This is a genomic window from Brevundimonas aveniformis DSM 17977 (assembly GCF_000428765.1).
Taxonomy (GTDB): Bacteria; Pseudomonadota; Alphaproteobacteria; order Caulobacterales; family Caulobacteraceae; genus Brevundimonas; species Brevundimonas aveniformis.
Map to the genome: position 1 here is coordinate 98,857 of NZ_AUAO01000001.1, position 24,572 is coordinate 123,428.

Sequence of the window (24,572 nt, forward strand, 5' to 3'; positions counted from 1 at the left end):
GACCCTTCCATGCCCCTTGATCCGATGAATGTTTTTGCCGGCAACCCCCTCGATCGGGCCGGTGACCGGCGAGAGGACGACGCGTGGCTGGCCGCGCAACTGGATCGCAATGACGGGTCCTGCCTGGCGATCTGGAAGGGCTCGGTGCTGGTTGAGCCCGGTGAAGACGGAGAGCAGATCGCCTGGCTCAGTCCAAATCTGGCGCGAGAGGCAACCGCGGACGACCAGGTATTCCTCGGCCTGTGGAACCAGGCTCCGGTTTTTGCCGCCCAGTTCGGCGGAGAAGCTGATCCAGCCGTCGGCCCCCTTCAGGGCTTGGGCCGGTTCATCGATCTGCGGACGGCAGCGGCCACCCTGGCCGGATCGGAGGCGGCCATGGCCGGCACCGCCCAAAGCCTGTTCGATTGGCACACGCGGCATGGCTTCTGCGCCGCCTGCGGCGGACACACCCGCGCCACCAACGGCGGTTGGAAACGACAGTGCGAAACCTGTGAAACCCAGCACTTTCCGAGAGTCGACCCGGTGGCGATCATGCTTCCGGTCTATTCAGGCGGGTCTGAGCCGGTCTGCCTGCTCGGTCGGCAAGCCGCCTGGCCGGCGAAACGCATGTCGGCGCTGGCGGGGTTCATCGAGCCCGGCGAGTCGATCGAAGAGGGCTGTGCACGTGAGGTTCTGGAGGAAGCCGGTCTGGTTGTCGTTTCGGCGACCTACCATTCCAGCCAGCCCTGGCCGTTTCCGCACCAGCTGATGATCGGCCTGTTCTGCGAGGTCGATTCCGACCAGGCCCAACCCAACCAGACCGAACTGGAATCGGTCGCCTGGTTGACCCGGCAACAGGCACGCGCCGTGCTTGAGGGCCGTCATCCCGATATTCTCGCCCCGCCCCCCTTTGCCATCGCCCATCAATTGATCCGCGCCTGGGTCGCCTGAGTTCGCTTGCGGGCTTGAGGGGGGCTCCTTATACGGCTGACATGGCCCCTGCGGCTTCCTGTTCCCAAAGCAAGGTCGAACCTCGCCGATGATCACCTCCTTCCGCCGCCTGTCTAAAACCTGGTTCGCCGGCATCATCGTCGGATTGCTGATCATCGGCCTGGCCGTGGTCGGGATGTTCGACCCGATGCGGTTCGACTTCTCGTCCTACGTCATCAAGGCTGGCGACCGCGAAGTCAGCCAACAGCAGTATCGTCAGATCATCGACAATCTGAACGAGCGCAACGCCCAGATGACGGGCCAGCGGTTCACGATGGCCGAGTTGGTCGAGGCGGGGCAGCATATCCAGATCCTTGAAAGCCTGGCCGGCGAAGAGAGCCTGTTCGCCTGGGCCTGGAAGGTCGGGATTCGTCCGGCGCGTGACCTGGTCGCCGCCCAGCTGCGTCAGCAGCAAGCCTTCTTCGATCCGGTAACCGGCCAGTTCAGCGAAGAGGCCATGGGTCGCGCGCTCAGCGAGACGGGCATGACGCCGGCGATCTTTGAGGACACCCTGCGCCACCAGATCGCCGCCGAACACTATGTCGCTGGAGCTGCAGCCGGTCTGCGCATGCCGCGCGTCTATGGCGCGATTGCCGCCGCCTATGCCGGTGAGACGCGCAATGGTCGCTGGATCCTGCTGTCGCCCTCCGACATTCGCGATGTGCCCAACCCGACGGATGCACAGCTGACGACCCTTCTGAACGAGCTGGCCGAGCAGGTTCGCGAGCCCGAGTTCCGCACTGTGACCATGGTGCGTTTCACGCCGGCGCTGGCGGCGGCCAATATCCAGATCAGCGATCAGGCCATTCAGGATCGTTTCAACTTCCAGCGTGAATCGCTCGGAACACCGGAAACGCGCAGCTTTGTCACGCTGACGGCTCCGAACGCCGAGGCGGCCCAGACCATTGCCCGGCGTCTGCGCGCCGGAGAAGACCCAGCTGCGGTCGCTCGCTCGCTGAACATTGAGCCGGTGAACTATGCCGGTCAGCCTCGCTCGGCGGTTCCTGATGCCCGTGTCGCCCAGGCGGCCTTTGGTCTGGCCCAGGGTGCCGTTTCCGATCCGGTCCAGGGCGAACTGGGTCTGGTCGTGATCAAGGTCACCGCCATCGCAGCCGGCCGCGAAGCGACCCTGGCCGAACACCGCCAGGAGATCGAGAACGCCCTTCGTCTGGAGCAAGCCCGCGTGCGCGTCACCGAAATGGTCGAGCAGTTCGTCGCCCTGCGCGAAGGCGGCACGGGTCTGCGCGAAGCCGCCACGCAGGTCGGGGGCGTCGTCGCCACCCTGCCGCCGTTCACCGAAGAGGGTATGCTGCCGAACGGTCAACCGATGGGAGCCCCTGAGGTCCTGTACCAGACTGCCTTCGACACCGCCGAAGGGTCCGACAGCGATGTCGTCGATGCCGGTCAGGATGAGTATTTCGCTATCCACGTCGACGAGGTCCGTGAATCGCGGATGCCGACGATCAACGAGCTGCGTCCTCAACTGGTCCAGTTCTGGCGCGGTCGGGAGATTGGTCGCCGTCTTCAGGAGCGCGGCAATGCGCTGGCTGAGCGCGTTCGCGGCGGCGAGGACATCGCTGCCGTCGCCCGCGCAGAAGGTCTGACCTTGACCACGCGCACCGGCGTGGGCCGCGGCGATGGCGAGGGCGAAACTGCCAGCCTGCCGGCTGACCTGGTCGGTGGCTTGTTCGGACAGGCACCGGGACAGGTCTTCTCGGGCCCGGCTGACCGCGAAGGCCGTTTCGTCGTTGGTGTCGTTGATCGCGCCACGGCCCCCGCGGCTGTTCTGGCCGGACGTCAGGCTGAGGGCATCCGTCCGCAGATGACCGGGCAGGCCTTCCAGGCCGAGTACGTCCCGGCCATGCAGGCCGCCGCTCGCACGGCCGTCCGCACCGAGGTCTTCCCGGATCGCGCGCGCGCGGCTCTGGGTGTACCGGCGGAAGAGACGCCGGCCGGCGAATGATCCCAAGCGGCTTCGCCGAGCGATATGGACGCGGCGAGGCTCAGATTGTCTCCCGACGTCTGATCGACGACCTGGAAACACCCGTCTCGGCCTATCTCAGGCTGGGACGGGGTCACCCTTACGCCTTCCTGTTCGAGTCGGTGGAGGGCGGGGCCTGGCGCGGACGCTATTCGATCCTGACAGTCCAGCCGGATCTGGTCTGGCGATGCCGGGGGGATCAGGCCGAGATCGCGCGCGGCCGGGAGGCCGTGGCAACCGACCAGTTCGTCCCGGAAGCCTTGCCGGCGCTCGATTCGCTGCGCGCGCTTGTGACGGCCTCTCGCATCGAGGTGCCGGAGGACTTGCCGCCGATGGCCGCGGGGCTGTTCGGCGTCTTCGGCTATGACATGGTTCGCCTGGTCGAGCCGGTGGGGCCGGCCAAGGCCGATCCGCTCGGCTTGCCGGATGCCGTCCTGGCCCGTCCGTCCGTGGTGGCGGTCTTTGACGGCGTGGCCCAGGAGATCATTCTGTGCACCCCGGTTTGGCCCGGCGAGGCTTCCGCAGAGGTCGCCCTGGCTGAAGCCGAACAACGCCTCAATGCCTTTGCCGCCGACCTACACCAGCCGCTGGCGCCGATGGTGGCACCCGCCTCGCCCGTTGCCCCGCCGGTTCTGTCGTCAGACATCGACGAAGCCGCCTATACCCACATCGTTGAACGTGCCCGCGACTACATCGGGGCTGGTGATGTCTTTCAGGTCGTGGCCGGGCATCGCTTCTCGGGCCCGGTCGGGTTTGAGCCGTTCGCCTTCTATCGGTCGCTGCGGCGGACCAACCCGTCGCCCTTCCTGTTTCACCTGGACTTCGGTGATTTTCAGCTTTCGGGGTCGAGCCCTGAGATCCTGGTGCGCCTGCGCGACGGCGAGGTGACCCTGCGGCCCCTGGCCGGCACTCGACCCCGCGGCGCGACGCCAGCCGAAGACGCCCGGCTCGAGGCCGAACTTCTGGCCGATCCCAAGGAGCGGGCCGAGCATCTGATGCTGGTCGACCTCGGCCGCAACGACGTGGGCCGCGTGGCCCAGCCGGGGACGGTCGAGGTGACGCGCAGCTTCTTTGTCGAACGCTACAGCCACGTCATGCACATCGTCTCCAATGTCGTGGGCAAGGCGCGCGCGGACCTCGATCCGGTCGAGGCCCTGACGGCGGCGCTGCCCGCCGGCACCCTGTCGGGTGCTCCCAAGGTCCGGGCCATGCAGATCATTGACGAGCTGGAAACGACCAAGCGGGGGGTCGGCTATGCCGGGGCGGCCGGCTATATCGGGGCCGGCGGTGAGGTCGATTTCTGCATCGTCCTTAGGACCGCCCTGTTCAAGGACGGCATGATGTACGTCCAGGCCGGAGCCGGGCTGGTCGCCGACAGCGATCCGGCCATGGAGTATGCCGAGACACTGCACAAATCCGCCGCCCTGAAACGCGCCGCCGAAGAAGCCTGGCGTTTCGGCTAGTCGTCTCCGGGCCGATCCTCGTCATCCAGGAAAATGCGGTGGGCCGCCCCGTCCATGTCGTCGTACTGCCCGCTTTTCAGCGACCACATGAAGACAACCACGGCCCCAACGCCGAACAACAGGGCCAGCGGGATCAGGAAAATCAGGCTGGTCATGCCGTTGCCTCGACAGGCGACGCCGGCATGTCTGCGCGGCGCTGGATCGACTTGCCGGCGGTCTGACGGACGGTCGGCGCGCCTCGCAGCCGCATGGCATTGGCCACCACGATGATCGAGGACAGCGACATGGCCAGGGCGGCGATCAGAGGTGTCACCAGACCGGCCACAGCGACCGGCAGGGCGATCAGATTATAGCCAATGGCGAGGGCGAAGTTCTGCTTCACCAACTGACCCGCGCGACGGGCGGTTCGCAGGCTGGTCGGCACGGCCTCCAGCCCCTTGTGCAGGAAGACGAAATCCGCAGCGTTGCGTCCAATGTCGGCGGCCTCGCCGGGTGCCATAGAGACATGGGCCGCGACGAGCGCCGGGGCATCATTCAATCCGTCGCCGACCATCAGAACCTTGCGCCCCTCCGCCGCCAGCGCCGACAGCCGGGCCACCTTGTCGGCCGGGTAGAGCCCGGCGCCGTGGTCGGCGATACCGAGACGTTCGGCCACGCCGGCAACAGCATCCGGCGTGTCCCCCGACAGGATAAGCAGGCGCACACCCAGAGCCTTCAGCTCGGCAACGGCTTCGCGGGCTTGAGGCCGCAAGGTGTCCTCCAGGGTAAACTCGGCCAGCAGGTGCCCGTCCCGCGCCAGAACCGTCCCGACCGAAGCGGAGGCACCGCGCCCGTCTAGCGCCCAGGTGGCCCGGCCGAGCCGATAGAGGTGACCGCCGTGACGGGCTTCGAGCCCGAGCCCTGGGTGTTCCACGACCTGAAGCCCGGCGTGCCCTGGACCCTGGCCTTCATCGGCAATGGCCCGCGCAACCGGGTGATTGGAACCACGCGCCAGGCTGGATGCCAGGGCCAGATGCTCGGCACTGATCTCGGTGGCATTGACCACCCTGGGTCGGCCGAGGGTCAGAGTCCCTGTCTTGTCGAACACCACCGTATCAATGGCCGCCAGCCGCTCCAGCCCGCCCCCGTCCTTGACCATGACGCCCGCGCGGAACAGTCGACTGGCGGCCATCACCTGAACCATCGGCACCGCCAGGCCCAGCGCACACGGACAGGTGATGATCAGCACGGCGATGGCTACGGTAATCGCCCGATGCCAGTCCCCGCTCGCCAGCATCCAGCCGAGGAAGGTCGCAAAGGCGGCGGTGTGAACAACAGGGGCATAGAGGGCGGAGGCCCGATCTGCGATCCGTCGATAGGTCGCCCGACCGCCTTCAGCCGCCTGCATCAATGCAACCATCTCGCTCAGGAAGGAATCGCGGGCCCGCGCCGTGGCGGCCAGGATCAGGGGGCCTGTGAGGTTGAGCACGCCGGCCTGGACCGGCGAGCCCGCTTCGACCCGCCGAGGCTCGCTTTCGCCGGTCGCCAAGGCACAGTCGAGCTCGGACAGACCCTCAAGGACCACCCCGTCGACCGGCACGCGATCACCCGCCGCCAACAGCACCTTCATCCCTGGCTCGATCTGATCGACAGGCAGGTGCTCGCGACGGCCATCCTCCTGCAGCACCGTCGCCCCGCGGGGGGCAAGGCGGGCCAGTCCGGCCACGGCGGTCCGTGCCCGGTCGCGCATCATGTGATCCAGCGTTCGCCCGATCAGCAGGAAAAACAGCAATGAGATCGACGCATCGAAATAGGCGTGCTCGCCCCCACCGATCGTATCGAACAGGCTCAGCCCGAAGGCCAGGATCACGCCAATCGAGATCGGCACATCCATATTGGTCTGACCATGACGTAGGGCGGACCAGGCGGACTGGAAGAAGATGCGGCCCGAATAGATCAGGCACGGCAAGGCGATGGCCGCCGAGATCCAATGGAAGGCCTGCCGGGTCTGCGGATCGGCACCAGACCAGACCGACACCGACAACATCATGATGTTCATGGCCCCGAAGCCGGCGACGCACAGGGCGCGAACCAGCCGCGACAGCTCAGGATCCTTGTCGTCTTGCTGAGCACCGGTCAGGTGCGACTGGAAGCCGACCCCCTCCAGGGCCGCAACCATGTCGGGGACCTCGTCACCGCGCCAGGTCACGCTGACACGCCGCGCGGTCAGATTCATCCGCGCAGCCTCGACGCCGGGCAGTTGGCCCAACCCCTTCTCGATCTTGCCGATACAGGCCGCGCACCGGGCACCGGGAACGGACAGGTCGGTCTGGAACCGCCCGCCGCCGAGATCACGGCTTGCTAGCCGGATCTCGTCAGGATGGCTCATCTGATGGCCTTGTAACTGTGCCAGGTCGCATGGCCCAGCAGCGGGAAGATGATGATCAGCCCGACCAGCCCCGTCGCCGCCGCAACCAGGAAGAGGAACAGAACGATAAAGCCCCATGTCAGCATGACCGGCAGGTTGTGGCTGACCATGCTGATGCTCGATCCCATGGCGGTGAAGGCATCAACGTCTTCGTCGAGCAGGCGCGGAATGCCGAAACAGCTGATGGCAAACGAAAAGGCCGCGAACAGGCCCCCGATCACGCCGCCGACCACCAGCATCGCCAATCCGATGGGCGTCCCCGTCAGCATGGCGGTTACGTCTTCCAGCCCAGGGAACGGTCGCAGGCCGAAGAACAGCGCATAGATGATCGTCGCCGCCCGCATCCACAGCAGCATGAGCAGACACAGTAGCGCACCGGCAAACCAGATCTGACCTCCCGACGCCGCCTTGACGAACAACATCCGGCGCAGACTGACCGGGCGGCCCGCCTCGAGATCACGGCTCTTCTGGTAGAGGCCGACGGCTAGGAGCGGCCCGACCACCATGAAGCCGGCCAGGGCGGGAAACAGGATGTAGTCCATCCGCAGCCAGAACAGACCGCCGATAACACCGGCTGAGATCACGAAAACCAGGAACCCGTAGACCAGGCTGGGGAACGGAACGCGCCACAGGTCGCGCCAGCCGGCGGCAAGCCAGCCGAACGCCGCCGACATCGGCAAACGCCGCCGGCGCCGATCCGCCAAGGTCGGGCCGGGCTCCATGGTGCTGACATTGGGATTGGCCATTCTCTCTTCCTCAGCAGGCCGAACGTGCGGCGCGATAGTCCTGTCCCTCACCGGCCCCGCGAGCGTGCGGCACGCAGTCCGGCTGGGATTCGAGCGCAACCCAGACCAGGTGCGCATTGGCGACGACGATGACCGCAACGACGACACCCGCGATCACCAGGGAGATCAGCCGCCAATTGGGTCTGGACCTTGCCATCAGCGACCTTCCGTATGGGCGTCGACATAGAGGGCCAGCATCCGGATATCCGCTGGGCTAAGGCGACCCTCCCAGGCGGGCATGTGGCCCTGGCGACCGCTGTGGATCGTCTCATAGACCGTCGCGGCATCGCCGCCGTAGATCCAGACACTGTCGGTCAGATCAGGCGCACCGACGGTGACGTCACCGCGCCCGTCGACACCATGGCACGACGCACAAGTGGTCGCGAAGACCTCGGCACCACTGGGGATGCGCTCGCGTTCGGCAGCGGTAAGCGACTGGCCCGAGCGCGAGCGAATATAGGCCGAAACAGCCTGAATCTGGTCACGATCCAATGTCCCGAAGGTGCCGAACGCCGACATCTGGGAGCGGCGTGTCTCGGGATCATCGGCATTGATGCCGACGCGGATGGTTTCAGCCACCGTATCCAGATCACCGCCCCACAGCCGCGCGGGCGCGGTCAGGTTAGGGAAGCCCGGGCCGCCGCGAAGGTCGGCACCGTGGCAGGCCGCACAATTGTCAGCGAACAGGGTCGGCGCGACCTCATCGACATAGGCCATGGCAGCGGGGTCGGCCCGCAGGGTGGCCAGTGGCTCCGTGGTCAATCGCCGGGTCCAGATCGCGCGATCCGCCTGGGCGGCCGCAACCTGCTGAGTCACCTCCTGGCGATCATTCAGACCCAGAAGCCCGCGGGTGTAGCTGACACCGAGCGGCCAGGCCGGAGCCAGGACCCAGTAAATGACCGAAAAGATCGTGCCGATGGCCAGGAAGGCCAGAACCACCTTGGGGATCGGCGTGTCCAACTCCTTGATACCGTTCCACTCGTGGCCGGTCGTCTTCTGGCCGGACGGGACGTCGTGTTCGGGCTCGTCCATCACGGTTGCTCCGGGGTGTCGTCCTCGGTGAGGATGCTGGTCTTGGCGTCGTCAAAACGGGCGCGGTTCGAAGGCCACAGGGCGTAGATCAGAACGGCAATCGACAGACCGATCAGATAGAACAGCCCCCAGCTCTTGGAGACAGCGACAAGGGTGTCATGGGTCCAGTCCATGCCTCAGCCCTCCGGTTGCTGGTCATGGGCAGCGTCCGTCAGGCCGCCCAGGATCTGGAGATAGGCCACCACCGCGTCCATCTCGGTCAGGACTTCGGCATCGCCGTCAAAGGGTCGAACGTGCGTCTCGCGGCCATAGCGTTCGTAGACGCCGCTGGTGCCGGCGTTGTCGGGATTGGCCTGGGCGATGGCATCGGCCTCGGCATTGGCAATCATGGCGTCTGTGTACGGAACACCGACGCCGCGCTGGGCCGCTAACCGGCGACCCAGATCGCTGGTCCGCAGGCGGTTCTCGTCCAGCCAGCCGTAGCGCGGCATGACCGAGGCCGGGACCACGTCTCGCGGATTGACTAGGTGACGGACGTGCCAGTCGTCCGAATAACGACCGCCGATACGCGCCAGATCGGGCCCCGTCCGCTTCGAACCCCAAAGCATGGGGTGATCGTATTGAGACTCGACCGCCAGCGAATAGGGGCCGTAGCGTTCGACCTCGTCGCGCAGCGTTCGGATCATCTGGGAGTGACAGGCTGAGCAGCCCTCACGGATGTAGATGTCCCGGCCTGCCAGCTCGAGCGGCGTATAGACCCGCATATCCGGGTCGTGCTCGACCGTCTCGTCGATGGTGAACAGAGGGGCGATCTCGACGAAGCCGCCGATGCCCGAGACAACGATCACGGCCAGGACGAAGCCGATGGCGTTGCGTTCTAGTTTTCGATGGAATTCGGCCATGTCTATTCTCCCGCCACCAGAACCTGGTCGGCGCGCGCGGTGGGCACATCACGGGCATCCGGCTGGGTCCCCTGGCGGCTCATGCGAATGGTCATGATGATGTTGTAGAAGCCGACGATGGCACCCAGCAGGAAGCACAGGCCCCCGATCATGCGGGCGATATAGTAGGGGTGCATGGCCTCGACGCTCTGCATGAACGAATAGGCCAAGCCCCCGCTCTCGCCGTAGGTGCGCCACATCAGGCCCTGAAGGATGCCTGAGTTCCACATGGCGAAGACGTAGATGACGGTCCCGATCAGGGCCAACCAGAAGTGCACCTCGACCAGCTTGGGCGAGTACATCCGCGACTGTTTCCACATCCACGGCACGAGGGCGTAGAACGATCCGAAGGTGATCATGGCCACCCAGCCCAGGGCACCTGCGTGAACGTGCCCCACGGTCCAGTCGGTGTAGTGCGACAGCGAGTTCACCGCGCGGATCGCCATGAACGATCCTTCGAAGGTCGACAGGCCATAGAAGACCGCCGCCACCATCATGAAGCGCAGGGTCGCATCGTCACGCACCTTGGTCCAGGCCCCGTTCAGGGTGGCCAGGGCGTTCCCGGCTGAGGCCCAGGACGGCACCAGAAGCACGACCGAGAAGGTCATGCCCAGCGTCTGAACCCACTGCGGCAAGGCCGTGTAGTGCAGATGGTGAGAGCCTGCCCACATATAGAGGAAGGTGATGCCCCAGAAGCTGATGATCGACAGCCGGTAGGAGAAGATCGGCCGCTCTGCCCGCTTGGGCAGATAGTAGTACATCATCCCCAGGAAGCCGGCCGTCAGGAAGAAGGCCACGGCGTTATGGCCGTACCACCACTGAACCATGGCGTCCTGGACCCCGGAAAACAGGGAGTAGCTCTTGTACTCACCCATCGACGCCGGCAGCGCCAGATTGTTGACGATGTGCAGCACCGCCACCACGACGATGAAGGCGATATAGTACCAGTTGGCCACATAGATATGCGGCTCCTTGCGGCGCTGGAGCGTGCGCAGGAACAGGACAAAATAGGCGACCCAAACGATCGTCAGCCAGATGTCGGCGTACCATTCCGGTTCGGCATATTCCTTGTTCTGGGTGATCCCCATCAGATAGCCGGACGCCGCCAGGATACAGAACAGGTTGAAGCCCAGAAGCACGAACCAGGGGCTGAACTGACCTGGCAACCGCGCCCGTGAGGTGCGCTGAACCACATGGTACGAGGTGGCGATCAGGGCATTGCCGCCAAATCCGAAGATGACGCCGGAGGTGTGGACAGGCCGGATTCGTCCAAAGCTGGCCCAGGCCTGATCCACAAAGGTCAGCTCAGGCCAGGCCAGGAGGGCGGCGACCCAGACACCCACGAACATGCCGATGACCGCCCAGATCATGGCCAGAACAATCCCAACCTTGGTCGGGTCGTCGTAGTACTGGGCCAGACGCGCCGGGGATGGCTCGGGCGCATAGTAGCCCTGGCCCACCACAAACATGAGCACGGCCGCAAAGACGAGCACGATCAGGCCGTGGACGGCGATGAGGTCGCCATTCACAGCCCCCGCGACCGTCATGGCCAGACCCGCCAGGGCCAATAGCCCCAACACCACAAGCGCCAGCTGGCGCTCGGCCACCGACAACTGAGCGATCATTCCACCGCCACCTTTCGAGTTTGCACCTTATTGCCCCCGTCCAGGCCGAGCAGCGGAATCAGGTCGCCCCTGTTCCCGACGACATCAGCCAGACTGTAGCGATCGAGAATGTCCATAAAGGAACTAAGGGCTTCTGCAAAGACACCTTTTAGCCGACAGGCGGGAGAAATTTGGCATCGGCCTGATCCCATGCATTCGACGACGACCATCTCTTCCTCGACCGCGCGCACGACGGTGCCGACGTTGATCTGTGCGGGCGAGCTGGCCAGCCGTATGCCGCCGGTTCGGCCCCGGATCGTCTCGATCAATCCCTGCGCCCGGAGTGTCTGTGCGACCTTGAGCAGATGGTGCCGCGACAGGTCATAGGCCTTGGCGATCTGGCCGACGGTGGCACGGCCATCCGAACTCAGCGCCAGATAGATGAGCATTCTCAGCGCATAGTCGGTGTGGAAAGTCATACGCATGAGAACAATCCTTCAGGTGAGGCGTCGCAGACCGACGGCGACGACCAGAATCAGGAGCACCGCCTTGAGCCCCTCGAGCACGACGTAGATCAGATGGTGCGGCGTCGAGGCGACAACCTCGCCGGCGATGATCTGGGCGACCCGCTCATCCAGGATCGGAAGCAGCCAGAAGCTCTGGGCAGCCAGGATCGCGCCGAGCAGGCCGACCAAGAGCCAGCCGATGCGGACACGTCCCCACGCCGAAGCCCCGACAAGCAGCCCCCACAAGCCCCACTCAACCTTGGTCGCCAGCGCAAAGGTCACGCGCCCAACATCCAGTGCCGTCGGCAAATCCAGGCTCTGCGCCTGAAACTTCACCGGCGTCGCCAGAAACGAAACCCCAATCAGCACCCCAAGCCAAAGTGCTGCCATCAAACCGGACGCCGAAACGACAAGCGGCCTTGTCCGACCATTTAAGTGGTATATCATATACTTCTTTTAAAACTCGATTGGTCGACTGGGAAGTGGATGCGGGGAAATTTCCTGGGGGCCGCACGCGGCGTCTCGGCCCTGTCGCGTGCAGACAGCCGGTGGATACCCGATCATAAGGTTGACTGCCGCCGCTACGAGGCTTCACGCATGACTGACGGTGCCATGATCCGTTGGATGCGACAGATGAAGGAACACTGATGGGACGTCTCACGCACCTGGACGCAGAGGGCCGCGCCCGCATGGTTGATGTGTCCGACAAGTCCGACACGGTCCGAGAAGCGCGCGCGGCGGGTCGTCTGGTCATGGTGCCTGCAACGCTGGAGTTGGCCCTGTCTGGCGGCGGTACCAAGGGCGACGTGCGCGCGGTTGCAGAAATCGCCGGCGTCATGGGAGCCAAGGCCACGTCCAACCTGATCCCGATGTGCCATCCTTTGCTGCTCAGCAGCGTCATGGTCGCGATTACACCCAGCACGGATGGAACCGGCCTTGAGGCCACCGCCACAGTCCGAACCACCGGCCCGACCGGCGTGGAAATGGAGGCGCTGACAGCCGTGACCACGGCCCTACTCACCCTCTACGACATGCTTAAGGCCGTGGACCGCGCCATGACGATTGAGGACGTCCGTCTGCTCAGCAAGTCAGGCGGGCGCTCTGGAGATTGGCAACGAGTATGAGCCTCCTCACTGTAGAACAGGCGCGATCCATCATGGTGTCGGCCATCCTGCCCCTGGGCTCCGAGGCCGTGCCTCTCTCGGAGGCGGATGGGCGTTGGCTGACAGAGAAGATTACCGCCGAGCGAGATCAACCCCCGTTCTCAGCCTCGGCCATGGACGGCTGGGCCATACGAGAGGCGGATGCTGTCACAGGGCGAGAGCTGCTCATCACCGGTGAAAGTGCCGCCGGTCACGGCCTGCGTGACCCGGTCCAGCCAGGTCAGGCAGTGAGAATCTTCACCGGAGCACCTCTCCCGCTGGGTGCCGAACGTGTCGTGCTTCAGGAGGACACTGACCCGAAGGACGACCACGTCACCATCACCGGTGCCCTGGGAACCGCCCGGCATATTCGCCCTCGTGGCGGTGATTTCGTCACAGGCCAGATCCTCCTCGCCCCGGGACAACGCGTCAATCCCTGGCACATCGCCCTGGCAGCCGCGAGCGGCCACGACCGCCTGATCTGTGGCCGCCGCCCTCGGATCAAGATCCTCGCAACGGGAAGTGAACTGGTCGAACCTGGGCAACCAGTCGGCCATGACCAGATCTTCAACTCAGGCACCCCTTCGATCGCGGCGTTCGTCCGCCGGCATGGCGGTATCGCCGGGCTTCGACCCGCCATGGGGGATCGCCTGGACGCCATCGTGGCCGAGATGGCGACCGACGACTATGACCTGCTGATCACGATCGGCGGGGCCTCCGTTGGCGACCATGATCTGGTCAAGCCTGCCGCTCTGCGACTGGACGCCGATATCCTGGTCAACAAGGTCGCGTTGAAGCCCGGCAAGCCGGTCTGGTTCGCCCGCTTTCCCGATGGTCGCCCGGTCCTGGGGCTGCCGGGGAATCCGGCGTCGGGACGGGTCTGCGCCGAACTGTTTCTGGGCCCTGTGATCGCAGCACTTCAGTCGGGTGTGGCCGAGGTCCCGATGGAGTTGATCGCCCTGGCAGGCCCGATGGCCGCCAACGGCCCCCGGGATCACTATGTACGCGCAGAGGTGATCGTCACCGAGGACGGGCAACGGCGAGTTCGCCCCTTTTCGGACCAGGACTCTTCTCTGGTGACCGTCATGGCCGCCGCCAATGCCCTGATCCGGCGTCCACCGCACGCCCCGGTCATGGGCGCAGGAGAGCGCGTGCAGGTTCTGGCTGCTGGTGTCTGACGTGAGACGGGATCTGGCACCGCCATGCCTCCAGAGAGCAGTGGAATGATCGTTGTCGGCCTACTGCTGGCGGGGGGGCGCTCATCCCGTTTCGGGAGCGAGAAGGCGGTCTTCAAACTCCAGGGCGGTCTGGCCATGATGGACGCGCCCCTGAACGCCCTGCGCTCGGCCTGTGTCCGGGTGGCCGTCTCTGCGCGCGTCGGTGGCGGTGCAGAGGCCCGAGCCCGGCGTCTGGATCTGCCGATCCTCGTCGATGATCCTGCTCATCCTGAGGGTCCGCTGGCCGGCATCCTTGCAGGACTCGAATGGGCCGCCGCTGTGGGGGCCGATTGGCTGGTCACGGCTCCGTGTGATGCCCCGACGGTCAAGGATCGCTTGGTCAAAGACCTCATCGCGGAGGTCATCAAGGGTGCCCCAGCCGCCGTCGCCGTGTCGGGCTCAAACTGGGAGCCCTTGCTGGCTGCGTGGCCGGTCCGCACGGCCCGGCTGCACCTCACGACGCTTCTGCACCAAGGCACACATCCATCGGTCAAGACCGTGCTGGCGGAGTTGGGGGCGTTACCGGTCACCGGCCATGATGGTGTCAACGTCAACCGACCGTCTGACCTGACGTCTCTGACCTGACGTCGCTGACCTGACGTCTCACGTTCGACCCGGCCGACGCTCGCATGGCTGATCGTGCGTGGGGTCAGGTGCCCGGCTGGGTATAGGGTATCCGACCGAAGAACCGCCGCTCGCCCCCGCGCGGATCATCTTCCATGTGGGGCGGATGATCGATGATCATCGTCTGGCGACGCGGGAGATCGTAGGGCTCCCAATGGGGAAGACTTGGGTGATTGGGATTTCCGGTTCGCGCCAGCGACGCAAACGCCTTTGACAGGGCCTCCGATACCTCAGCCGCACCTGGACCGGTCGCCGGCCATTCGCCAGCCTCCAGCGTCTTGAACACGAGCCGAATATCCGACGTATGCGGGGCCCCCAGCCGTCCGCCATCGTGGCTAGAAGCCCAGTCCAGTTGATAGACCCAGGCAGGTGCCCCCTGACGCGCCCGTTCCTCAGCTTCGATGACCGCCGCTCGCCAGGAGCGGCCCGCCGTGGTGGCCGCAAAGAACACCTCGGTCGGCGAATAGGCAGGATAGATGCGGCGATACGCAGCGATCACAGCCTCCGGCGTGACGTCGATTCGTAGCTGATCGGGCGACAGACGAGCGGGCAGATCGTCCCAGGTTAGGCTCCACAGCGAGGCATCGCTGGCGTTGAAGGCGCGTGTCTCGTCGTGAGTATTGCCGATGATCATTGGAATGCCGGCCGATTGCCCGGGCGCATCGGGAAAGAAGGGGTGACGGTCATGGGTCCGCTCATCCAGAACCGGCCCAAAATAGAGAGAGCCATAACCCAGGACCGGATCGCGCGGATTGGCCGCCAGCAGCTGTTCGACCGGCAGGCTGGCCGCCTCCTGTGCCCGGTCGGGGGTCAGGCCCAGCGCCTCCAGCCAGACCTCGGCCCGGCGCGTGGCGTTGAGCGGGCCTGACATCGTCACCTGCTGGCCGCTCATCGTGGCGGCAGAGTGGAACAGACCTGCGGCACGCGGTGTCGCCATCAGGCTGGCGATCTTGGCCCCACCGCCGGATTGGCCAAAGACCATGACGCGCGACGGGTCGCCACCGAAGGCAGAGATGCTGTCGCGCACCCACTCCAGCGCCAGGATCAGATCCAGTTGCCCGACGGCTCCGGAATCAGGAAACGGCCGACCCGGCATCCGCGCCAGATAGGCATAGCCCAGCGGCCCAAGTCGGTGATTGAGGGTGACGACCACCACATCCTCGGCCTGCGCCAGACGCGTGCCGTCGTACAGCGGCGATGAGCCCGACCCGGTCGCATAGGCCCCGCCGTGGATATAGACCATGACCGGTCGGCGCGCGCCGTCCAGTCCCGGGGTCCAGACATTGAGGAACAGGCAGTCCTCGCTCTGGTTCGGTTCATCCCCCCGCTGCGGGCTGGCGGGACCATAGGAGAAGGCCTCGACCGGTTCGGTCCAGGGTTCGGGCGGGACTGGCGGCTGGAACCGGCGCAGGCCGGTATCCTGACCATAGCGGATGCCCTTGAAGGCGTTGATGCCGCCGTCTCGGAAGCCTCTCACCGGCCCGTGCCGGGTCCGGGCGATCGGGTGCAGGACTTGCGCCCTCCCCCTGCCAGGCATCGCCGCCAGGCCGACCCCAGCCACCAGCAGGGTGCGGCGGTCGATCATGTCCTCAGCCATCCGTTCCTCTGCCCCCAGGCCAGCACCAGCTCGGGCCAGATGGCGGCGGGCTTGCCCTGGATCAGGCGGGTGCCGAAGCCGTGACCGCCCTCCTGAAAGAAGTGCGCCTCCACCGGCACCCCGGCCTCACGCAGGGCGGCCAGCAGCATCATGCTGTTTTCCGGCGGCACGGCCTCGTCGTCCATCGCATGCAGCAGCCAAGTGGGCGGGGCAGAGGCGGCGACAAGGTTTTGCAGGCTGAAGGCCGCGATCCGGTCCGGCGACGGATCGGCACCGAGGAGGTGGTCGCGCGAGCCCTGATGCAGATAGGGCGCGGCCATCGTCACGACCGGGTAGAGCAGAATCGAGGCGTCGGGGCGGCTCGGCATGCCGTCGGCCTCATCGTCCCGCCGGTAGGTCTGAGCGTCGGTCCGCAGGGAGAGCATGCCCGCAAGGTGCCCGCCAGCCGAGGCACCGAGGACCGCAATTCGATCTGACTCGACCCCGTATCGGAAGGCGTTGGTACGGATCAGGCGCATGGCGCGCTGCGCGTCCTGGAGCGGGGTGTCGGCACCTGCGTCCCAGCCGTCGCCGGGCAGGCGGTAGCGCAGGATGAAACAGGTGACACCTGCCGCTGCGAACACCCGGGCACAGTCCATGCCCTCCTTGTCCACCACCGCCCAGCGATAGCCGCCGCCCGGGATCAGCAGCAGCCCCGCCCCATTGGGCAGGGCCGGCCGCATGACGTGCATCAGGGGCTCGGTCGTATAGCGGGCATAGCGGTCGTGGTAGGCCGGGTCGGTCGATCGCTCCGGCACCTCGGGCACCAGGGCACGGGTGGTGGCATTGGCCCCCGGTGCCTCCCCCGGCCACAGGCGGAGCACTTCGGTCGGATCGAGCGGCGCAACCGCATCCTGGGCTCGCGTGGCGCTCGCGGCGGCTAGTCCCGCCGTGCCGAGCAGCAATCCGCGCCGATCCAGTCGCATGGCCTACTCCTATCGGATGACCCGGGCTCCCTTGCCCTTGATGATGGCCTCGACCTCTTCCTTGCGGACCATGGAAGTATCGCCCGGCGTGGTCATGGCCAGGGCTCCGTGCGCTGCGCCATAGTCCACCGCCGCCTGAGGCCCCAGGCCCTCCATGAAGGCGTAGATCAGGCCCGAGGCAAAGCCGTCGCCGCCGCCGACCCGGTCATAGATTTCCAGGTTCTCGCGGGCGATGGAGTTGTAGAACTGCCCTCCCGCCCAGACGATGGCCGACCAGTCGTTGATCGAGGCCGTCTTTGCGTTGCGCAGCGTCGTGGCCGCCACCTTGAAGTTGGGAAACTCGCGGCACGCCGTCTCGATCATCTTCTTGAAGTTGGTCGGATCGATTTCGGAGATGTGCTCGTCCAGCCCCTCGACCTCGAAGCCGAGGCAGGCGGTGAAGTCCTCCTCATTGCCGATCATCACATCAACGTACTGGGCGATCTCGCGGTTGATGGCCTGCGCTGCCGGTTTGCCGCCCTGGCTCTTCCACAGGCTGGCACGATAGTTCAGGTCATAGGAGACGATGACGCCGTGCCGACGTGCGGCCTTCACCGCCTCGATCACCGCCTGGGCCGTACCTTCGGACAGGGCTGCAAAGATCCCGCCCGTGTGCAGCCAGCGCACGCCGCGTTTTCCGAATAGCTCGTCCCAGTCCGTCTCGCCCGGCACGATCTGCGAGGCGGCCGAGTTGCCTCGGTCCGAACAGCCCAGGGCGGCGCGAACGCCAAATCCCTTCTCCGTGAAATTGAGCCCGACGCGAGTGTTGCGGCCCAGGCCGTCAAAGTCGCGCCAGATGACGTTGGACTGATCGACGCCACCTTGCATCATCAGGTCTTCGACCAGCCAGCCCAGGTCATTTTTGGGCAGGGCTGTCACCACCGTAGAACGGTGGCCCCAGCATTTGCGGAAGGCACGCGCCACATTGTATTCGCCGCCGCCTTCCCAGACATTGAAACTGCGCGCGTTGCGAACGCGACCAAAGCCAGGGTCAAAGCGCAGCATGACCTCGCCGAACGAGCACAGGTCGAACTCACAATCGCCAGCCGGGCGGATATCAAGTCGGAAGTCGCTCATTTGCCCAGTCCCTTGCGGACGTCGGCAATCATCTCGACCGTCTCGCGCACAGCCTGCTCAATGCCGGCCCAGTCACCATCCTTGACTCTCTGGGCCGTGATCAGCTTGGAGCCGATGCCACAGGCCCGAATGCCCGCACCGAACCATTCGGTCAGGCTTTCGCGCGTGGGGTCAACGCCGCCGGTCGGCATGATCTTGGTCCAGGGCATAGGCCCCAGAACGTTCTTGACGAAGGTGGGACCGCCGACACTTTCCCCGGGGAACACCTTGACCAGATCAGCTCCCAGTTCCTGCGCCTGCATGATTTCCGAGGCCGAGCCGCAACCCGGCGACCAGGCGATCATCCGCTTGTTGCAGAGCCGCCCTGTATCAGGGTCGAGAACCGGGCCCACGACAAAGCGTGCCCCCGCTGAAATGTAGAGCGCCGCCGTCGGTGCATCGACGATTGATCCCACGCCCAGAATCACCCTGGAGCCCCGCGCCGCCAGGGTGCGCGACACTTCGGTGAAGGTCTGGAGCATGAAGTCGCCCCGGTTGGTGAACTCCACACAGGGTGCCCCGCCGCGTGCACAGGCCTCGATGACTTCAAGGCATACCGCGGGGTCTGGGTGCGAAAAGACAGGGACGACGCCCTGCGTTTCCAGCGCCTTGAGCACATCAACGCGGTCCAGCCGCATAGTCTCCTCCGATCACGCCTCTAACGTGGGGTTGGGCGCTTTGTTCTAGCCGTCGCGCCAATTGACACCGGTGTCAAACAAAAAAGGAGAGGTGCCGCGCCCAGGCGCGACACCTCAAAGTTCGCTCAGGAAGCGATTGGGGAGGAAAGCCCGATCCGCCTAGAAGCGGTACCGGACCCCGAAGTAATACTGACGTCCAGTCGTGTGATAGACCGAGGTGGACTGGCGGTTGTCGTCGCCGACCCACTGGTGGTTCGGCTCATCCGTCAGGTTCAGCCCCTCGAAGGTCAGCACAACCTGGTCGGTAACATTCCACGAGGCCGAGGCGTCGATGGTCAGTGTCTCCATCTTGCCTTCGAGCGCATTGTTGTTCCGGCCCGGCACGTTCTGGAGGTAGGCGTCGCGGTACGACCCCGACACCCGCGCCGAGAATGTCTCGTCCTCATAGTAGAGCGTGGCGTTGAAAGCCTGCGGCGACAGATTGACCATGTCGTTGGTCACGGTCGTCGTACACAGGGCGTTCGAGCAATAGTCAATCTCGGACGCGACGTGGGTGTAGTTCAGCTGCACCCCGGTGTTGCTGAGCAGGCCCGGGAGGAAGAAGAACGGCTGCTGATAGCTGATTTCGAAGCCTGACAGCGGACCGCCTTCGGTATTCACCGCCGAGGTCAGCTGGAAGATCGTCGTCGGTGAACAGGCCGTGGCCAAGGTACAGAAGCCCGGCGCAAAGGCGGTCGGGTTGATCGCCGTCAGCTGCTGGTACTCCAGATCCTGGCGGATCACCTGGATGTAGCTGTCGATGTCCTTGTAGAAGAAGGCGACGGACAACAGGCTTTCCGGCGCGAAGTACCATTCGACCGACAGATCATAGGTATTGGCCCGGTAGGGATCGAGCGCCACATTGCCGATCGTGGCCGTGTAGTTGGCCGGGCCGGTATTCAGCGAGGTCGTCGGCACCAGATAGTTCTGACCGGCGAAGCTGTTGCCGATCGACGGGCGGGCCATGACCCGGGCTGCGCCGAAGCGCACGACCAGATCGTCGGTGACGTCCAGCGCCAGATTCAGCGACGGCAGGGTGTCGTCGTACGAGTAGTTGTCGAAGACGAAGGTGCCGCCGCCGGTCGACGAATAGCCCTCGGCGTACAGTTCGGTCTGAACCTGACGCACACCGACATTCCCGCGCAGGCGCATGTCGGCGATATAGGTGGTGAAGTCCGCCTGCAGATAGAAGGACGTATCGTCCTCATCGATAAAGCGGTTGCCGTTACGGGCATTGCCGTTGGTGATACCGGTCAGGGTAAAATCGCCGCCCGCGACACCGGTGTTGCAGTTGCAATAGATGTTGAACAGCCGCGCGATGGCATCAAGGTTGGGCACCATCCAGCTCGTGGCCGAACCGGTCGGCACCCCGAGGTTGCCGCCAAAGCCCGTCAGAAGGCGGGTGATGTCGGCCATCGTCGTGCCCGGCGGCAGGGCCGGAACCACTGTCTCATCGGTACGGCGCCGTTCACGGGAGTCCGATTCGAACGTCTTCCAGTTCGCCCCGAAGCGGACCGTCAGCCAGTCGTTGACGTCGTACTGGAAGTCCATCTGTGCCGACTGGAACAGGGTGTCCACGCTGTTGGGGCGCAGACGGATTTCCGAGCGCGGCAACGCCGCCACACCGGTCCCGAGGCTCGAGTCGCGCCACTGCCAGTTGGTCGCGACAGTCGGATCAATCCCCCAGCTGATCAGCGGCGTATTGGGATTGCCACGGAAGTCCCACGAGAAGTTCTGGACGTTCTGGCGGTCGATCGTGACCGTGGTTTGCACCGGGTTCTCAAACTCGGACGTCGCCTGGCCCAGGAAGGCCCGCATACGGAACCGGTCCGAGAAATCGTGGTCGACCGTGAAGGTCTGTTGCGTGAACTCGGTCGACAGCTCGTCGTACCGCTGCTCAGAGCGGAGGTCGACGTTGTTGAAAACGCCGTAGACCAGCATGTTGTTTTCAACCACTGCGTCGACGACATGGATCTGGGTCTGGCCGCCGGCGGCCGCGTTGCGGCTGAACGACAGGGCTTCCAGGAAGTTCTCCTGACGCGTGGCATCCAGGTGCGAATAGAGCAGATCGAAGGTGATGGTCGTGGAATCCCACGGACGCACCTGGACCGATCCGGTGAAGCCGGTGCGCTCCTGATGGTGGACCAACCGGCCGTAGCGCGGCAGGCGGGGAATATAGACACTGGCCTGGTTGGCGGTCGTATAGGCCGTCACATTGGCCGCGGTATTGGTCGGGCGGGCAACGCCGGTAGCGCAGTTGGCCGCGCTCGAGCCGGTCGACCCCGAGTTGGTCGGGTTCTGCGGCGCAAAGCCGACCGGGCTACAGAAGCCCCCCGATGAGCCCGTGCCCACGGCATTGACCCAACGCACCGACGAGAAGCCTTCCTCGTACAGGTCGCGCTCGGAATAGGCGAACGACGCCAAGATGCCGACCCGACCATCCGCGAACGTGTCACTGATCAGGGCCGCGAAGCGCGGATTCCATTCCTCGGACAGATCGTTGTAGCCGTACTGGGCTGAAGCCGCCGCCGTGAAGCCACGATAGTCGAACGGGCGAGACGTCGTCAGATCGATGGTCGCGCCCAGTGAGCCTTCCTCGACTTCCGCCGACTGGGTCTTGCGGACGCGAACGCTGTTGAACAGTTCTGCGGCGAAAACGTTGAAGTCAAAGCCCCGGCCACGGTTTGCACCGCCCGAGGAATCCGTCCCGCCGGTGGTTGCCTGGGCTTCCATCCCGTTGATGCGGGTACGGGTGAAGTCCGAGCTGAGCCCCCGAACCGTCAGGGTGCGGCCTTCGCCGGCGTCGCGGTCGATCGAGACGCCTGGGATACGCTGGATCGCCTCAGCCAGGTTCAGATCCGGGAAGTCGGCAATGTCCTCTGCGGAGATGGCATCGACGACCGCCACCTCTTCGCGCTTGATCGACAGCGATTCCGCCAGGCTGGCCCGGAATCCGGTGACGACGATCTCATCAACCTCTTCCGCCTCAGGGGGCTGGGCCGTCTGCGCGAAGGCCGAGCCAGCACCGGCGAGCACGAGCACCATGGCTCCCAGAGACACCCCATGACGCAGCACGGCGGAACGAGTGGATTGGGCGTGAGCCCCCTTGAAACGGAACATCGACAGTGCCTCCTCCCAAAGCGCGTGTCGCAGTCGGCCAAGCCGACGTCTGACTTTTTACCCCCGCCTGGCGTTTTCGCTCTTGCGAGAATGACACCGGTGTCATTTGCGGACATTGTGTCGTTGACACCGGTATCATCTCGACCCTAACTCGCCGGCATTGGATTTGGCAACCCCGAAGGTGATGCTTCCATGATCCTTGCTGCCGCAACCCTGGTCGCCGCCTTGTCGGCTAACGATCTGCCCGCCTTCCCCGGAGCCGAGGGAGCCGGTCGCCTGGCCCTGGGGGGTCGCGGTGGCTCGGTCTATCACGTCACCAGCCTGGCTGATTCCGGCCCAGGGACCCTGCGCGAGGCCGTTGAGACTGAGGGGCCTCGCACCATCATTTTCGACACCGGCGGAACCATTATTCTGGAATCTCCCCTGGTGGTCCGACATGGCCAGATCACCGTCGCGGGTCAGACAGCACCGGGCGACGGGATCACGCTGCGCGATCACCCCCTGGTGGTCCAGGCCGACGACGTCGTGATCCGCTACATCCGATCCAGGTTGGGCGATGCGTCCAACACCGAGGCGGATGCCATCTCGGTCAACCGTGGGAGCCGCATCATCCTGGATCATGTCTCGGCGTCATGGTCGGTCGACGAAACGCTATCCCTGGGGAACCATTACGACCCCCCCGAGCGTGGCCTCTATGACGTGACCGTCCAGTGGTCGCTGATCGCTGAGTCCCTGAATGAGTCCATTCACGGCAAAGGGGCGCATGGCTATGGCTCGCTGGTCCGCGGCGGGTTTGGGGCCCGTTTCAGCTTTCACCACAATCTGTGGGCCAACCACCGGGCTCGCATGCCCCGGCCCGGCAACTACAATGATCCGTCGGTTGATCCGACCGGCCCGTTGATCGAGTTCCGCTCCAACGTCTTCTACAACTGGGGAGGCAGCCGCGCGGGCTACAATTCAGACGAAGCCCAGATCGCCACCTACGTCTTCATCGACAATAGCTACCTCCCTGGCCCGGACAGTTCCCGGTCCATCGCCTTCGAGGAAGAAAGCCAGGGCGGACGGGCCTGGTTCGAGGGCAATCTGATGGATGGCGTTGAGCCCGCAGACCCCTGGAGCCTTGTCAACGGCTCGACGGGTCCGGGCTATCGGCTGGAGGCCGCACCCGAGGTCGCGCCAATCGTGGCGGAGCCAGGTCCCCTCGCCGCCGAGCGTGTTCTTGATGGTGCCGGAGCCTCTCGCATGCGCGATGAGGTGGACGCCCGGATTGTCCAGGGCGTGCGCGAGCGAACCGGTCGGATCATCGACACCCAAGGCGAGGTCGGTGGTTGGCCCGAACTCGCACCCGGCACGGCCTGGACCGACACCGATGGTGACGGCATGCCCGATGACTGGGAGAGCCATGAAGGGCTCGATCCGACTGACCCTGCCGACGGCCCGTCGGACCGGGATGGAGACGGCTACACCAATCTCGAAGACTGGCTGAACGGGCTGGCCGGTTAGCGAGCCTGCCACCCCCCGTCGACCGGCAGGATCACGCCGTTGACGTAGTCACTGGCGGCACTGGCGAGAAATACCGTCGCGCCGCCGATGTCCGAAGGCCGGCCCCAACGCCCGGCCGGTATCCGACCGAGAATCTCGGCTGATCGCACGGGATCGTCCTGCAGGGCCTGGGTGTTGTCGGTGGCAAAATAGCCGGGCGCGATGGCATTGGCGTTGAGGCCGTGTTTCGCCCACTCGTTGGCCATGAGCTTGGTGATGCCGGCGACCCCGCTCTTTGAGGCCGTATAGGAGGGCACGCGAATGCCGCCCTGGAAGCTGAGCATGGATGCAGTGTTGATGATCTTGCCTCCGCCGCCCGCCGCAATCCGGCGCCTGGCAAAGGCCTGGCTGAGGAAGAACAAAACCTTGAGGTTGACGTTCATCACGTCGTCCCAGTCCTGCTCGCTGAAGTCGACGGCATCGGCCCGACGAATGATGCCAGCGTTGTTGACGAGGATATCGGGCTGCCCGAGCCCCGCCGTCGCCTCGTCGAGGACCCGCTCAACCGGTTCGGTCGTGGTCAGGTCTGCCTGGATCGAAATGGCACGCCCCCCCGCATCCGTGACGGCTGCGACCGTTTCGTCAGACGGTCGGCGGGCGACCGAGGCGACCGCGCAGCCGGCCTCTGCCAGGGCCAGGGCCATGCCCTGACCAATCCCCGTATTGCCACCGGTGACGATGGCCACGTGTCCGGTCAGATCGAAGGGATGGCTCATGACTTTTGGACCTGTCCGGTTTTGCAGGAGATCGACATGGATTCCTTCCCAGCCCGTTCGGTGCGGATTGTCCAGTTAGGTAACCGGTGTCATAATCCTTGGCAAATGTCGAAAAGCGCCGCCGTCGGC

23 protein-coding genes are annotated in these 24,572 nt (G+C 65.1%); 7 read left to right on the forward strand and 16 right to left on the reverse strand.

Annotated features, from left to right (window positions below; all coding sequences use genetic code 11):
- The first annotated feature begins 9 nt into the window (after positions 1-9).
- The 3 genes from nudC to trpE all read left to right on the forward strand — a co-directional run bounded on the left by nudC (position 10) and on the right by trpE (position 4,413).
- On the forward strand, positions 10-930 hold the full coding sequence (gene nudC, locus G391_RS0100515; protein ID WP_029085777.1) for an NAD(+) diphosphatase: 921 nt from the start codon (positions 10-12) through the stop codon (positions 928-930).
- A gap of 88 nt (positions 931-1,018) precedes the next feature.
- Positions 1,019-2,932 (forward strand): peptidylprolyl isomerase, encoded by a 1,914-nt coding sequence (locus tag G391_RS0100520; RefSeq protein ID WP_029085778.1) that lies wholly within the window; start codon positions 1,019-1,021, stop codon positions 2,930-2,932.
- On the forward strand, positions 2,929-4,413 hold the full coding sequence (gene trpE, locus G391_RS0100525; protein ID WP_035303434.1) for an anthranilate synthase component I: 1,485 nt from the start codon (positions 2,929-2,931) through the stop codon (positions 4,411-4,413). The genes G391_RS0100520 and trpE overlap by 4 nt, the downstream gene beginning before the upstream one ends.
- Here trpE and ccoS read toward each other — a convergent pair.
- The 10 genes from ccoS to G391_RS0100575 are packed head-to-tail and all read right to left on the reverse strand — an operon-like array spanning position 4,410 to position 12,078.
- Entirely contained in the window at positions 4,410-4,568 is a 159-nt protein-coding gene (gene ccoS / locus G391_RS15355) for a cbb3-type cytochrome oxidase assembly protein CcoS (protein WP_084169078.1), read from the reverse strand. The two genes, trpE and ccoS, sit on opposite strands and share 4 nt — an antisense overlap.
- Positions 4,565-6,781, reverse strand: a complete 2,217-nt coding sequence (locus G391_RS13345; protein WP_051257018.1) for a cation-translocating P-type ATPase — start codon at positions 6,779-6,781, stop codon at positions 4,565-4,567. Before G391_RS13345 ends, ccoS begins: the two co-directional genes overlap by 4 nt.
- On the reverse strand, positions 6,778-7,566 hold the full coding sequence (locus G391_RS0100540; RefSeq protein WP_084169079.1) for a DUF2189 domain-containing protein: 789 nt from the start codon (positions 7,564-7,566) through the stop codon (positions 6,778-6,780). Before G391_RS0100540 ends, G391_RS13345 begins: the two co-directional genes overlap by 4 nt.
- 10 nt (positions 7,567-7,576) lie before the next feature.
- On the reverse strand, positions 7,577-7,762 hold the full coding sequence (locus G391_RS0100545; RefSeq protein ID WP_035303437.1) for a hypothetical protein: 186 nt from the start codon (positions 7,760-7,762) through the stop codon (positions 7,577-7,579).
- Positions 7,762-8,637 (reverse strand): cytochrome-c oxidase, cbb3-type subunit III, encoded by an 876-nt coding sequence (gene ccoP, locus G391_RS0100550; protein WP_029085782.1) that lies wholly within the window; start codon positions 8,635-8,637, stop codon positions 7,762-7,764. Before ccoP ends, G391_RS0100545 begins: the two co-directional genes overlap by 1 nt.
- The gene (locus G391_RS0100555; protein WP_029085783.1) at positions 8,637-8,810 is read right to left on the reverse strand and encodes a cbb3-type cytochrome c oxidase subunit 3; all 174 of its coding nucleotides are present in this window, start codon (positions 8,808-8,810) and stop codon (positions 8,637-8,639) included. Before G391_RS0100555 ends, ccoP begins: the two co-directional genes overlap by 1 nt.
- A gap of 3 nt (positions 8,811-8,813) precedes the next feature.
- Positions 8,814-9,539: a cytochrome-c oxidase, cbb3-type subunit II gene (ccoO, locus tag G391_RS0100560; protein ID WP_029085784.1), complete on the reverse strand. Its 726-nt coding sequence runs from the start codon at positions 9,537-9,539 to the stop codon at positions 8,814-8,816.
- Between the two features lie 2 nt (positions 9,540-9,541).
- Complete coding sequence (gene ccoN / locus G391_RS0100565) at positions 9,542-11,203, reverse strand: cytochrome-c oxidase, cbb3-type subunit I (protein ID WP_029085785.1); 1,662 nt, start codon at positions 11,201-11,203, stop codon at positions 9,542-9,544.
- Positions 11,200-11,667, reverse strand: coding sequence for an RrF2 family transcriptional regulator (locus G391_RS0100570; protein ID WP_029085786.1), 468 nt, complete (start codon positions 11,665-11,667; stop codon positions 11,200-11,202). Before G391_RS0100570 ends, ccoN begins: the two co-directional genes overlap by 4 nt.
- Positions 11,668-11,679: 12 nt before the next feature.
- The gene (locus tag G391_RS0100575; protein ID WP_051257019.1) at positions 11,680-12,078 is read right to left on the reverse strand and encodes a hypothetical protein; all 399 of its coding nucleotides are present in this window, start codon (positions 12,076-12,078) and stop codon (positions 11,680-11,682) included.
- A 257-nt stretch (positions 12,079-12,335) separates the two neighbouring features.
- Here G391_RS0100575 and moaC point away from each other — a divergent pair, with 257 nt between their 5' ends.
- The 3 genes from moaC to mobA are packed head-to-tail and all read left to right on the forward strand — an operon-like array spanning position 12,336 to position 14,632.
- Positions 12,336-12,812 (forward strand): cyclic pyranopterin monophosphate synthase MoaC, encoded by a 477-nt coding sequence (gene moaC, locus G391_RS0100580; protein WP_029085788.1) that lies wholly within the window; start codon positions 12,336-12,338, stop codon positions 12,810-12,812.
- A complete protein-coding gene (locus G391_RS0100585) occupies positions 12,809-14,008 on the forward strand; it encodes a molybdopterin molybdotransferase MoeA (protein ID WP_035303439.1) in 1,200 nt (399 codons plus the stop codon). The genes moaC and G391_RS0100585 overlap by 4 nt, the downstream gene beginning before the upstream one ends.
- 45 nt (positions 14,009-14,053) lie before the next feature.
- Positions 14,054-14,632, forward strand: coding sequence for a molybdenum cofactor guanylyltransferase (mobA, locus tag G391_RS13350; protein WP_051257020.1), 579 nt, complete (start codon positions 14,054-14,056; stop codon positions 14,630-14,632).
- Between the two features lie 64 nt (positions 14,633-14,696).
- Here mobA and G391_RS0100595 read toward each other — a convergent pair whose 3' ends face one another.
- The 5 genes from G391_RS0100595 to G391_RS0100615 all read right to left on the reverse strand — a co-directional run bounded on the left by G391_RS0100595 (position 14,697) and on the right by G391_RS0100615 (position 22,185).
- A complete protein-coding gene (locus tag G391_RS0100595; protein WP_029085790.1) occupies positions 14,697-16,268 on the reverse strand; it encodes a carboxylesterase/lipase family protein in 1,572 nt (523 codons plus the stop codon).
- Positions 16,253-17,233 carry an alpha/beta hydrolase gene (locus G391_RS0100600; protein WP_029085791.1) on the reverse strand — a complete coding sequence of 327 codons (981 nt, stop codon included), beginning with the start codon at positions 17,231-17,233 and terminating at the stop codon, positions 16,253-16,255. Before G391_RS0100600 ends, G391_RS0100595 begins: the two co-directional genes overlap by 16 nt.
- 9 nt (positions 17,234-17,242) lie before the next feature.
- Complete coding sequence (locus G391_RS0100605; protein WP_029085792.1) at positions 17,243-18,349, reverse strand: sugar kinase; 1,107 nt, start codon at positions 18,347-18,349, stop codon at positions 17,243-17,245.
- Positions 18,346-19,026 carry a bifunctional 4-hydroxy-2-oxoglutarate aldolase/2-dehydro-3-deoxy-phosphogluconate aldolase gene (locus tag G391_RS0100610; RefSeq protein WP_029085793.1) on the reverse strand — a complete coding sequence of 227 codons (681 nt, stop codon included), beginning with the start codon at positions 19,024-19,026 and terminating at the stop codon, positions 18,346-18,348. The genes G391_RS0100605 and G391_RS0100610 overlap by 4 nt, the downstream gene beginning before the upstream one ends.
- A gap of 159 nt (positions 19,027-19,185) precedes the next feature.
- Entirely contained in the window at positions 19,186-22,185 is a 3,000-nt protein-coding gene (locus tag G391_RS0100615; RefSeq protein ID WP_051257021.1) for a TonB-dependent receptor, read from the reverse strand.
- Positions 22,186-22,377: 192 nt separating this feature from the next.
- Between G391_RS0100615 and G391_RS0100620 the strand changes: the two genes are divergently transcribed.
- On the forward strand, positions 22,378-23,688 hold the full coding sequence (locus G391_RS0100620; RefSeq protein WP_035303441.1) for a pectate lyase: 1,311 nt from the start codon (positions 22,378-22,380) through the stop codon (positions 23,686-23,688).
- On the opposite strand, the gene kduD is transcribed toward G391_RS0100620, so the two are convergent.
- Positions 23,685-24,443: a 2-dehydro-3-deoxy-D-gluconate 5-dehydrogenase KduD gene (kduD, locus tag G391_RS0100625; RefSeq protein WP_029085796.1), complete on the reverse strand. Its 759-nt coding sequence runs from the start codon at positions 24,441-24,443 to the stop codon at positions 23,685-23,687. The genes G391_RS0100620 and kduD overlap by 4 nt on opposite strands.
- Between the last annotated feature and the right edge of the window lie 129 nt (positions 24,444-24,572).